Source organism: Kribbella sandramycini (genome assembly GCF_013131805.1).
Lineage (GTDB): Bacteria > Actinomycetota > Actinomycetes > Propionibacteriales > Kribbellaceae > Kribbella > Kribbella sandramycini.
Genome location: NZ_JABJRC010000003.1, coordinates 124,640 through 135,966, shown reverse-complemented (window position 1 = coordinate 135,966; position 11,327 = coordinate 124,640). Strand labels below are relative to the sequence as shown.

11 protein-coding genes are annotated in these 11,327 nt (G+C 69.3%); 9 read left to right on the top strand and 2 right to left on the bottom strand.

Translation table 11 applies throughout. The features are described from left to right. Nucleotides 1–173: 173 nt before the first annotated feature. From HPO96_RS37590 to HPO96_RS14065, 8 genes are all read left to right on the top strand, one after another. Entirely contained in the window at nt 174–407 is a 234-nt protein-coding gene (locus HPO96_RS37590) for a hypothetical protein (RefSeq protein ID WP_202885961.1), read from the top strand. A 145-nt stretch (nt 408–552) separates the two neighbouring features. Next, nucleotides 553–1,893 (top strand): FGGY-family carbohydrate kinase, encoded by a 1,341-nt coding sequence (locus HPO96_RS14095; RefSeq protein WP_171673891.1) that lies wholly within the window; start codon nt 553–555, stop codon nt 1,891–1,893. Then, nucleotides 1,890–2,504, top strand: coding sequence for a histidine phosphatase family protein (locus tag HPO96_RS14090; RefSeq protein WP_171673890.1), 615 nt, complete (start codon nt 1,890–1,892; stop codon nt 2,502–2,504). Before HPO96_RS14095 ends, HPO96_RS14090 begins: the two co-directional genes overlap by 4 nt. Beyond that, complete coding sequence (locus tag HPO96_RS14085) at nt 2,501–3,298, top strand: DeoR/GlpR family DNA-binding transcription regulator (RefSeq protein WP_171673889.1); 798 nt, start codon at nt 2,501–2,503, stop codon at nt 3,296–3,298. Before HPO96_RS14090 ends, HPO96_RS14085 begins: the two co-directional genes overlap by 4 nt. An 11-nt stretch (nt 3,299–3,309) precedes the next feature. Then, entirely contained in the window at nt 3,310–4,752 is a 1,443-nt protein-coding gene (locus tag HPO96_RS14080; RefSeq protein WP_171673888.1) for an FGGY family carbohydrate kinase, read from the top strand. Next, nucleotides 4,749–5,747, top strand: coding sequence for a 2-hydroxyacid dehydrogenase (locus tag HPO96_RS14075; RefSeq protein ID WP_171673887.1), 999 nt, complete (start codon nt 4,749–4,751; stop codon nt 5,745–5,747). The genes HPO96_RS14080 and HPO96_RS14075 overlap by 4 nt, the downstream gene beginning before the upstream one ends. Before the next feature lie 44 nt (nt 5,748–5,791). Then, nucleotides 5,792–6,988 (top strand): Gfo/Idh/MocA family protein, encoded by a 1,197-nt coding sequence (locus HPO96_RS14070; RefSeq protein ID WP_171673886.1) that lies wholly within the window; start codon nt 5,792–5,794, stop codon nt 6,986–6,988. Between the two features lie 106 nt (nt 6,989–7,094). Next, a complete protein-coding gene (locus HPO96_RS14065) occupies nt 7,095–7,436 on the top strand; it encodes a VOC family protein (protein WP_171673885.1) in 342 nt (113 codons plus the stop codon). Here the strand turns inward: HPO96_RS14065 and HPO96_RS14060 are convergent. Further along, the gene (locus tag HPO96_RS14060; RefSeq protein ID WP_171673884.1) at nt 7,433–7,831 is read right to left on the bottom strand and encodes a ParB N-terminal domain-containing protein; all 399 of its coding nucleotides are present in this window, start codon (nt 7,829–7,831) and stop codon (nt 7,433–7,435) included. The genes HPO96_RS14065 and HPO96_RS14060 overlap by 4 nt on opposite strands. Continuing rightward, nucleotides 7,828–8,496 carry a GntR family transcriptional regulator gene (locus tag HPO96_RS14055; protein ID WP_337796633.1) on the bottom strand — a complete coding sequence of 223 codons (669 nt, stop codon included), beginning with the start codon at nt 8,494–8,496 and terminating at the stop codon, nt 7,828–7,830. Before HPO96_RS14055 ends, HPO96_RS14060 begins: the two co-directional genes overlap by 4 nt. A gap of 107 nt (nt 8,497–8,603) precedes the next feature. Between HPO96_RS14055 and HPO96_RS14050 the strand changes: the two genes are divergently transcribed. Then, nucleotides 8,604–11,318, top strand: a complete 2,715-nt coding sequence (locus HPO96_RS14050; RefSeq protein ID WP_171673882.1) for a UxaA family hydrolase — start codon at nt 8,604–8,606, stop codon at nt 11,316–11,318. The last annotated feature ends 9 nt before the right edge of the window (nt 11,319–11,327 follow it).

The window sequence follows — 11,327 nt, the reverse complement described above, 5'->3', positions numbered from 1 at the left end:
TGCTGAGCTACTGCTTGCCGTCCCCGGCGACTGGTGGTGGAATCGCTCGGTGCCGGAAAACTTTACGAAGGTTTGATCGTGACCTCCGGCGCGTCAGGTCGTTGAGAAGTCAGACAGTTCGCAGACCGCGATCGCTGGCGCAGATTTGCTGGGGAATCTGGGAAGGACCGCCCGTGTACCGTTTCAATCCGCCACCCGATTGGCCCGAGCCGCCGAGTGACACCTGGCGGCCGCCGCTCGGCTGGGAGCCCGACCCCGCCTGGCCGGACGCTCCGGAGGACTGGGGTTTCTGGGTCGGCCGCAGCGGCCGCCCGGCCAGTGGGCCGATCGGCGCCTTCGGGGCCGTCGACGCCGGCCGCGTGGAGCTGGCCATCGTGGATCCTGCGCTCGTCCTCATGCACTCCTGAGTACCTGAATCACCGCCCCGACGCTCAGGCGCAGTCGGTCGCGGCGAACCGGCTCCCGTCACCCTCGTGGTGATGGGAGCCGACTCATTTCACATTCTTTGGTGTTATCTTCCCGGCATCGATAACACCGTCACGGGAGTGTGCGATGGGCTGGATCGGTATCGACCTCGGCACGCAGAGCGTGCGCGCGGTGCTGATCGATCCCGGCGGCGTCGTCCTCGCCCGGGCTGCCCGGCCATTGACGAGTGTCCGGGACGGCGTCCGGCACGAGCAGGATCCCCAGGCCTGGCTGACCGCGGTCGACAGCTGTTTGGCCGAGCTGCCGGCGTCCGTCGTCGAGGGCATCGCGATCTGCTCGACGTCCGGCACCTTCCTGCTCACCGACCTCGCCGGCCGGCCGGTCACACCGGCGCTGATGTACGACGACGCCCGCTCGGCCGCCCGTCGTGTCCACATCGTGGACGCCGACCCGGACCGCTGGGCGGTCTCGATGCAGCCGACCTGGGCGCTGCCGAAGGTGCTCGACCTGATCGCCGAGGGTGACGACCGGCGCGTCGTCCACAGCGCCGATTTCGTCGCTGCGCACCTGATTGGTCACCCGGTCGCGACCGATACCAGCCACGCGCTGAAGACCGGGTACGACCTGGTCGCCGATGCCTGGCCGGTGGCCGCGTTCGAGAAACTCGGCCTGCCGACGGCGGCGTTCCCCGCGGTGGTCCATCCCGGCGCTGAGCTCGGCCGGACGCCGACCGGAGTGCCGGTGTATGCCGGGATGACGGATGGGTGCGCGGCTCAGATCGCGGCCGGTGCGCTCAGCCCGGGCGCTTGGAACTCTGTGCTCGGGACGACGCTCGTGCTCAAAGGGGTGAGTACGGAGTTGCTCGATGACCCGACCGGCGCGGTGTACAGCCACCTGCATCCGGATGGCGGGTGGCTGCCTGGTGGGGCTTCGAGCAGCGGGGCCGGGGTGCTGAACGCCCTGCTGCCTGGGGCCGATCTTGCGGGTTTCGACGAGATGGCCCGGCCGGTCTCAGCGGCGATCTATCCGTTGACGACGCCGGGGGAGCGGTTCCCATTCGTCGCGCCGGCGGCTTCACGGTTCACCATCGGGCGCGTGGAGACCGCTTTGGATACCTACGTCGCTGTTCTGCAAGGGTTGGCGTTCGTCGAGCGGTTGGCGTTCGAGCATCTGGCGGGGCTGGGTGCAGAGCCGGTTCGGTCGGTTTCCTTGACCGGTGGTGCGACGCGGAGCGCGTACTGGAATCAGCTTCGGGCTGACGTCCTCGGCGTACCGGTGCAGTTGCCGGCGGTGCCGGATCCGGCGTACGGGATGGCGGTGCTGGCGGCGTCCGCTGGTGGTTCGGTGACCGAGACCGCGCGGCGGATGGTCCGGGTCGATCGGGTGCTCGAGCCGCGGCCGTCCGGGCTCGACGGCTTGTACGCCGCCTTCGTCGCCGAGTTGGATGCTCGGGGGTATCGCTCGTGAGAACGACGATCGTGTTAGCGCGGCACGGACGGACGGCGTGGCATCACGGGAACCGGTACACCGGATCCTCCGATCTGCCGATCGATGACGTCGGCGTCCAGCAGGCCTTGCAGGTCAGGGAATTCGCAGTCTCGTTCGCGCCGGATGCGCTGTGGTGTTCACCGATGTTGCGGGCGCGGCAGACGATCGCGCCGACGGCCGAGGCGCTCGGGCTGGAGCCGACGGTGGACGCGCGGTTCCGGGAGGTCGACTTCGGATCGGCCGAAGGGAAGCGGCTCGCCGAGTTACCGGCCGCGGTCGCGACGGCGTTCGAGTTGGACCCGGTCCGGAACCACTTCCCCGGCGCTGAAGATCCGGCCGCGGCGGCTGATCGGGTCGTCGACGGCTTCGGCGCGGTGGCGCGAGCGCATGCCGACGGGAAGGTGCTGGTCGTCGCGCACAACACGCTCATTCGGCTGTTGGTATGCCGGCTGCTCGGGCTGCGTTTGGAGGACTACCGCAGACTGCTACCGGCACTCGGTCCCGCCGCGCTCGTGCGTTTCCGGCATCAGGACGGCACAGTGGGGCTCGAGGCGTACAACGTTCCCGCAGGACGAATGGAGACATCATGACAGCGGATGTCGGTGACGCCGGCGAGCTGAGCCGGCCCGCTCGGCGGCAGGCCGAGATCGCGGCGTACGTCGTCGAGCACGGCTCGGTTTCGGCCGGTGAGCTGGTCGAGGCGTTCGGGGTCAGCGTGATGACCGTGCACCGCGACCTCGACGAACTGGAGCGGCAGGGCGTCGTCCGCAAGTACCGCGGCGGGGTCAGCGCGCAGCCGACGAGTGTCTTCGAGAGCAACGTCGCCTACCGGCTGAACACGGCGCAGACCGAGAAGGCCGCGCTCGCCCGGCACGCCCGCGCGATGATCGAGCCGGGGATGTCGATCATGCTCGACGACTCGACCAGCGCCTTCGGCCTGGTCGACCTGCTCGACGACATCACTCCGTTGACCGTGGCAACGAACTTCCTGCCGGCGATCACGCGGCTGACTGCTCGGCGGGATATCGCCTTGCTCGCGCTGGGTGGGATCTACTCGCCCACGCACGACTCGTTCGGCGGCGTCCCGTGCGCGGAGGCGGTCGAGGCGCTGCATCCGGACCTCTTGTTCTGCTCGGTTTCCGCGGTCTCGCCGACGCACGCGTTCCACCAGGAGGAGGAGATCGTGCTGGTGAAGCGCGCGATGCTGCGCGCCGCGAAGACCAAGGTGCTGCTCGTCGACCACGCCAAACTGCAGCGGACGGCGTTGCATCGGCTCGCGCCGTTGAGCGACTTCGACGTCGTCGTGGTCGACGAGAAGACCCCGGAAGATCTCATCCGCCCGCTCCGCGACCACGGCGTCACCGTGGAGGTCGCAGCGTTCTAGAAAGGCTCGGCATGGACATCGGTGTTGATGTCGGCACTACCGTGACCAAAGCGGTCGCGTTCGATTCCGCGGGGCGTCCGCTGGCTGAGGCGACGCGGCCGACCCGGTTGATCCGGCCGGAGGCTGGGCGGTTCGAGCACGACGTCGATGAGGTTGTTGCTTCGGTCAACGACGTGTTGCGGGAACTTGCTGCTGTGGTGGGGGATCGGCCTGGGGCGTTGGCGATCACGGCTCAAGGGGACGGGTTGTGGTTGGTCGATGCGGCGGGTGCGGCTGTGCGACCGGCGATCTCTTGGCTGGATGCGCGGAGTGCTGGGGTGCTGGAGCGGTGGACTGTTGATGGGGTTGCGGCGGAGGTGTTTCGGCGTACGGGGAACCGGATGTTTCCAGGGGCGTCTGGGCCGCTGTTGGCCGCCGTACTGGCTGAGGAGCCTGCGGTGGTTGAGCGGGCGGCGACGGCGGCGTACTGCAAGGACGTCGTCATGCAGGCGCTGACCGGGCTGCGGGCGACGGATGTCTCGGATGCGTCGGCGCCGTTCTTGGATCCGCGGACTGGGGGTTATGACGAGCGTGCGCTCGCGGCGACGGGATTGACGTCGTTGCGGGAGCTGCTGGCGCCGGTTGTGGTCGACGGGCCGGTGGGGGAGTTGCGGGACGACTCGACCGGGCTGGCTCGGGGGACTCGGGTGTCGGCTGGGCCGTATGACCTGCCGGCCGCCGCGGCTGGGGCGGGCGTCGTCGAGGTCGGCGATGCGTTGCTGACTGTTGGGACGACGTTGGCCTGTCAGGTGGTGACGCGGGAGCTGCCGGTGGACGGCGAGCCGGCCGGGTTGTTGCTGGGGACTTGGATGCCGGGAGTGTGGTTGCGCGCGATGCCGGCGATGGTCGGGACGGCGGCGCTCGATCGGATCCTCGCGCTGGTCGGGGCCGAGGTCGATCAGCTGCCGGGGCTGTTGGCCGAGAGTCCGCCGGGGGCTCGGGGCGTGACGGTGTTGCCGTATCTGGCGGAGGCGGGTGAGCGGGCGCCGTTCGTCGACACCCGGGCGCGTGGGACGATCGACGGGATTTCATTGTCCACAGCAACATCTGATCTGGTGCGGGCAACCTGTGAAGGGATTGCGTACGCCGCTCGGCACTGCCTGGAGGCGGCCGGGTGGAGCGGTCGGGTGACGGTGTGCGGTGGCGGGGCGCGGAGTGCCGAGTGGACGCAGATCCTCGCTGATGTGCTGAATGCGTCGTTGCACACGACCGCGGGTGAGCAGGTCGCCGCGCGGGGCGCGGTGATCAGCGCCCGGCGTCTGACCGACCCCGAATGGGTCGCGCCGACCAGGCAGGTCGATCCGGACCCGGGCCGGGCCGCCTTCTATGCCGAGGGATACGCCCACTATTTGCGCCGGATCGCGCATGCAGGCCCGCGCTGGGCCGACCCGGCGCCTACCTCAGGAGCTCGATGAGAACCGTCAAGACCTTGCTCGCCGGCGACCACTTCGTCCGGAACTCCTTACTGGCCGCGGCTCTGGAGCCGTTGGATGCGCACTTCGACCTCCGCGAACTCACCTTGCCGTGGCCGCGCACCCCGTACGGCCCGGTCGGTGAGGTGGACGAGGCCTCGGACGCCGAGGACGAGCTGATCGCCGCGTTACCCGGCGTCGAGCTCGCCATCACCCAGATGGGTCCCTTCACCGAACGCGTCCTCGACGCCGCCCCCGATCTCCGCCACCTGGTCGTCTGCCGCGGCGGCCCGGTCAACGTCAACCTCGAAGCCGCCGCCGCGCGCGGCATCACCGTCGCCGCCACCCCCGGCCGCAACGCAACCGCCGCCGCCGAACACACCATCGCCCTGATGATGGCGGCGCTCCGCAAGATCCCCCAACTGCACCGCACCGTCGAGAACGGCGAATGGCGCAGCGACCTCTACGCCTATGAAGACTGCGGCTCCGAACTCGACGGCGCCACTGTCGGCCTCGTCGGCTACGGAGCCATCGGCCAACGCGTGGCCCGCATCCTCCAAGCCTTCGGCGCCCAAGTCCTCGTCACCGACCCCTACGCAACCGACATCCCGCCCGCCATCGAGGTCGTAGACCTGGACGACCTCCTGTGCCGCTCCGACGTCGTCACCCTCCACGCCCGCCTGACCCCGAGCACCCGAAACCTCATCGGCCCCACCCAGCTAGCCCAGATGCGCCAAGGGTCCATCCTCGTCAACACCGCCCGCGGCGCCCTCCTCGACTACGAAGCCACCTGCGCCGCCCTCCACTCCGGCCACCTCGCCGCCGCCGCCTTCGACGTCTACCCCACCGAACCCCTCGCACCCACCTCCCCCCTCCACACCACCCCCAACCTCGTCCTGACCCCCCACCTAGCCGGCGCCACTCACCAGACCGCCCACCGTGCCGCCACCCTCACCACCCAAGCCGTCCACACCTACCTCGAGCAGTCCAGTGTGTGAATTTGTTCTTCCGTGAAACATAAATGTGTGATTGCCTGTGCGGCATGGGAATCAGCATCGGTGTGGTCGGGGCCGGACAGTTCGCTCCTTCGTTCCTGCGGTTGTGGTCGGCGCACCCGGGGGTGAGTGACGTGCGGCTGACGGATGTGCTGCCGGAGCGGACGGCGGAGATGGCGGCCAAACAGGGGATCGCGGTGACGTACCAGTCGTTCGAGGAGATGCTCGAATCGGATGTGGACGCGGTGGCGATCTTCACCCAGCGGTGGTTCCACGGGGAGATGGCGATCCGCGCGCTCGAGGCCGGGAAGCACGTGTACTCGACGGTGCCGATGGCGATCGAGGCCGACCAGATCGCCCGCATCATCGAGCTGGTCAAGGAGACCGGCCTGACCTACATGATGGGTGAGACGAGTTTCTACTACCCGTCGTCGGTGTACTGCCGGCAGCGGCTCGCCGCGGGTGATTTCGGCCGGGTGTTCTACAGCGAGGGCGACTACGTCCACGACATGGATCTCGGGTTCTACGCGGCGTACCAGTACAGCGGCGGCGAGAACTGGAAGCAGACCGCGTCCTTCCCGCCCATGCTCTACCCGACGCATGCCGTCGGCAACGTCTTGTCGGTGACCGGCCAGCACGCGACCCACGTCTCCTGCGTCGGCGTCAAGGACGACCGCGGGGACGGCGTCTTCGACAAGGAGATCAGCCAGTTCGACAACGACTTCTCGAACGCGACCGCCCTGTTCACGCTCGCGGACGGCGGCGTGATGCGGACCAACGAGATGCGCCGCGTCGGCTACCCGTCGCACATCCGCGAGTCGCGCCTGCGCGTCTTCGGCACCGAGGGCAGTTTCGAGCAGCTCGCCACCACCACCGTCTGGCAGAACAAGGAGGGCGTCGAGGACATCACCGACCTGATGCGCACCTCCCCGAGCAGCGACCTGAACGACGACGACCTCGCGAACGTCGACCCCGCCCTCCGCGACGCCTTCCGCTCCGGCCTCTCACCGGTCCACGACCGCAGCCGCCTCCCGCGTGAGTTCGACGGCCTCCACAACGGCCACGAAGGCTCCCACCACTTCCTCGCCGACGACTTCGTCCAAGCCGTCAGCACCAAAACCCTCCCGCCCGTCAACGCCTGGGTCGCCGCCCGCTACACGCTCCCCGGCATCTACGCCCACCAGTCGGCCCTCCAAGGCGGCGTCCAGCTGGAGATCCCCGACCACGGAGACGCCCCCGCCTGACGCCAACGACAGGAGGTAGTCCGCCCAGCGGCCCCCGCCCACGCTCACCGAGCGCCCGCGTACACCGCCGCCAGCGACTACCTCCTGTCCTTCGCTACGGTGAACCATGGACCTGTTCGCCGGAATCTCCGTCAGCAACTACGACACCGCGGCCGCCTGGTACGAACAGCTACTGGGCGCGCCGCCCGCCTTCCTCCCCAACGACGTCGAAGCCGTCTGGGAGCTCGCCGAACACCGCTACCTCTACATCGAGGTCGTCCCCGAACACGCCGGCCACGCCCAGCACACGCTCTTCGTCGAAGACTTCGAGTCAACCCTCCAAGCCATCGCCGCCCGAGGCCTCGAACCCGCCACCCGCGAGACCTACGACAACGGCGTCCGCCACGCCACCTTCTACGACCCCGACGGCAACGAAATCTCCTACGGCGGTGCCCCCCTCACCACCTAGACCGCGATCTCACCCACCCGCTCCCACGGCAACACCCGAACCGCAACCACCGCCCGCCCGGCCAGCTCGGCATGCAGCAGCCGATGGACGCCGTCCAGGACGGTGAACCGCCCGTCGAGCCGGCGTGCGACGTCGATCGGGTACCGCAGGTCGGCCGCGAGCGTCCGCGCGTACTGCTCGTCGTACCGCGCCGGATCAGCCGCGACCTGCCGCGGGCTCACCTGGAACGGCCGGCCGCCGTCCGCCCAGAACGGCAGCTCAAGATGCCCAGCCAGCTCCTCCAGCGGCAGCTCGCCGACCGGCAGATCGAGCGCATGCAGCTTCGCGGCGTCCCACCAGAACTCCAAGATGTACGGCCGCAGGACCCGAGGGACCTCGAGTGGGAACGGTTTCACTCGTAGATCTTGCGGAGGCGGTGGTGCATGGAGTTTTGGAGGTGGGTGGTCATGGCGGATTCGGCGGCGGTGGGGTTGCCGGAGGCGATGGCGGCGGCGAGGGCGTGGTGTTCGGTGAGGACTTCGGGGCCGATGTCGCGGTCGTAGTGGAGGCGGAAGATGTGGAGGTGGCAGTGGGTGCGCTCGAAGGCGGAGCGGACCTGGTCGCTGCCGGAAAGGGCCGCGATGAGGGTGTGGAAACGGCTGTCGTGGACGGTGAGCGACTTGTAGCCGGCGTAGTCGACGGAGGTGGGTTCGACGGCGGTGGCGAGCTCGGCCTGGAGGCGATGGCGGCCTTCGTCGTCGATGAGCTCGGCGGCGCGGCGGGCGGCCCAGGGTTCGATGAGCAGGCGGAAGCGGTAGAGGTCGTCGAACTCGTCGAGCGTGAGCAGTGCGGTGGCCCGGTAGCCCTTCAGCGGCTCCTTGACCGCCAGACCCTCGGATTCGAGCCGCGCCAGCGCCTCCCGCACCGGCGTCGACGAGACCTGGAACTCACGCGCGAGCCCATCGATCGAGATCCGCCCGCCGGGCCGGATGACGTGGTCCATCAGCATCGTCTTGATCGCCTCGTACACGTCGTCGGCGAGCATCTGCCGCCGCAGCACCCGCCGGTCCACCGTGTCCACGCCCAGCACCTCCGGATCCTGATCGCGGCCTTGACCCCGCCGGTCGACTTCGGCAGGGTGGAACCCGTAATCATGCATCATGCACGATTTACTGGAGGCCGACAACGATGGTGAGGTTCGAAGAGATCGGGGTCCTCCCCGAGCCCGGCGACAACGCCGCGATCTGCTCCCGCCGCCTGGACGCCGGTACCCAGGTCGAGCTGGACGGCGCCCTGGTCACCCTCCCGCACACCGTCCTCGAAGGCCACCGCTTCGTCGTACGCCGAATCCCGCAAGGCGCCGCGATCACCTCCTGGAGCACCCCCTTCGCCCGCGCCGCCCGCGATCTCGAACCCGGCGACTACGTCTGTACGCCGACCAGCCTCAAAGCAGTCACCGACCGCGGCGTCCAGGGCCTCCCCGCCGAGCCGTCGGCCACCAACGAGCCCCTCGACCCGTACGAGCTGGACGAATCCGCCCTTCGCCTCGGCCAACAGGTCACCAGCGTCGAGCAGCCCGGCACCTTCCTCGGCTACCCCCGCGAACAAGGCGCCGCCGGCACCCGCAACCACGTGGTCATCCTGGCGACCAGCTCCCGCAGCTCCGGTTTCGTCACCGAGCTGGCGCGCCGCTTCGACGGCGCGGACGCCGGGGACGGCGTCGTCCCGGTCGCGCACACCGAGGGCGGCGAGGACGACGCCCCGAACAACCTGCACTTCCTGCTCGCCACCCTGGCCGGCTTCACCCTGAACCCGAACGTCGGCGCCGTCCTGATCGTCGACACCGCGGACGACGTCGTCTCGGGCGAAGCGATCCGGGCCTTCCTGCGCGACCACGACTACCCCGAGATCAAGGTCCCGCACGCCTACTTCACCCGCGAAGCCGGCTTCGAACACGACCTGACCGCCGCCGGCGCGCTGATCGAGCCCTGGCTGCCGATCGTCGACGCCCAGCAACGCGCCGAGGTCCCGCTCGCCGACCTCAGGATCGCCCTCCAGTGCGGCGGTTCCGACGCCTTCTCCGGGATCTCGGCCAACCCGCTGTCCGGCCTGGTCGGCGCCGAGGTGATCAAACACGGCGGCACCGCCGTCCTCGCCGAGACCGACGAGCTGATCGGCGCCGAGCCGTACGTCCTGAAGAACGTCCGCGACCTCGCGACCGCCCGCCGCTTCCTCGCCACGATCCGCTCGTTCAAGGAGCGCGTCGGCTGGCACGGGCACACCGCCGAGGGCAACCCGTCCGGCGGCAACGTCTACCGCGGCCTCTACAACATCGTCCTCAAGTCGATCGGCGCCGCGCGCAAACTCCCGCGCGAGGTCCGCCTCGACCACGTCATCGACTACGGCGAACCGCTCCCCGGCCCCGGCTACGTCTTCATGGACAGCCCTGGTAACGACCTCGAGTCGGTCGCCGGCCAGATCGGCAGCGGCTGCAACCTGATCTTCTTCACCACCGGCAACGGCTCGATCACCAACTTCCCGTTCGTCCCGACGCTCAAGTTCGTCACCACCAGCGCCCGGTACGAGCGCCTGCACGCCGAGATGGACGTCGACGCCGGCCGCTGCCTGACCGGTACGCCGATGGCCGAGCTCACCGCCGAGACCTTCGAGCTCACCGTCCGCGTCGCCTCCGGCGAGCCGAGCGCGGGCGAGCGGGCCGGCCACAGCCAAGTGTCGATCTGGCGGAACTGGAAACAGCAAGGCCCGCGCGACGGCGTCTCGATCAGCACCGACGGCCGGATGAGCCGCGCCCTGACCGACCTCCCCGCCGACCTCCGCGACGCGCCCCTCGACGGACTCCCGCTGACCGGCCTGACGTCGACATCCCGCACCCCGGCACGACTCCTCCAGGTCGACGACCGGTTGCTCCCCGAGGCAGTCGGCCTGATCCTCCCGACCAGCCTCTGCTCCGGCCAGATCGCTCTCCGGCTCGCAGCCCAAGCAGAGCTGGAGAACTGGGCCGGCGACGCCGTCACCCGAATGGTCGCCCTCCCGCACACCGAGGGCTGCGGCAGCAGTGGCGGCGCCTCCGAGGAGACCTTCGCCCGAATCATGCTCGGCTACCTCCTGCACCCGAACACCCGAATGGCCCTGCTCCTCGAACACGGCTGCGAGAAGACCCACAACGACTACTTCCGCTCCCGCCTCGTCGAAGCCGGCAAGGACCCGTCCCGCTTCGGCTGGGCCAGCATCCAGGCGGACGGCGGCCTCGATGCCGTCGGCAACAAAGTGCGCGAATGGTTCCGCGGCTTCGACCTGCAGGCTCCGATTGAGTACGACGGCAACCTCGGCACCCTGACCCTCGGCCTGGAGGCCCGTGGCCGGCTGACCGATCAGACCGCCGAGGCGCTCGCCCTGGTCGGCCAGGAGATCGTGGGCTCCGGCGGGTCCGTCGTTCTCTCCTCCCGCGGCGCCCTACTGGCGCACGAAGGCTTCCGGACCACGGCGTTCGGTACGCCGGACGACGTCGGCCCGACCGTCGCTCACGGCCAGCAGCTCACCGCGCCCGGCTGGCATGTGATGCGGATGCCCGGCACCGACTGGATGGAAACCGCGACCGGGTTCGGCGCCACCGGCGTCCAGCAGATCCTCGCGCACGTTGCCGGGGGCACCGTATCGGCCCAGCGCTTCGTCCCCGTCGTTGAGATCAGCAACGACCCGGAGACCGTCGCGACCTACGGCGACGACCTGGACGCCGTTGCCACCGGCGACGCCGCCGACCAGGCCCGGATCGCGCTCGACACGATCGCCCTGGTCGCGAGCCGCCGGCTCGTCCCGAAAGCAGTTGCCTCCCGCAACATCGGCTTCCAGATCACCCGCGGTCTGCTCGGCACCTCGATGTGAAAGGGTCAC

Coding starts and splice junctions, on each gene's coding strand:
- HPO96_RS14075 (WP_171673887.1), top strand. CDS start 4,749: ATGAGAACCGTCAAGACCTTGCTCGCCGGCGACCACTTCGTCCGGAAC.
- HPO96_RS14065 (WP_171673885.1), top strand. CDS start 7,095: ATGGACCTGTTCGCCGGAATCTCCGTCAGCAACTACGACACCGCGGCC.
- HPO96_RS14070 (WP_171673886.1), top strand. CDS start 5,792: ATGGGAATCAGCATCGGTGTGGTCGGGGCCGGACAGTTCGCTCCTTCG.
- HPO96_RS14050 (WP_171673882.1), top strand. CDS start 8,604: ATGGTGAGGTTCGAAGAGATCGGGGTCCTCCCCGAGCCCGGCGACAAC.
- HPO96_RS14080 (WP_171673888.1), top strand. CDS start 3,310: ATGGACATCGGTGTTGATGTCGGCACTACCGTGACCAAAGCGGTCGCG.
- HPO96_RS14095 (WP_171673891.1), top strand. CDS start 553: ATGGGCTGGATCGGTATCGACCTCGGCACGCAGAGCGTGCGCGCGGTG.
- HPO96_RS14085 (WP_171673889.1), top strand. CDS start 2,501: ATGACAGCGGATGTCGGTGACGCCGGCGAGCTGAGCCGGCCCGCTCGG.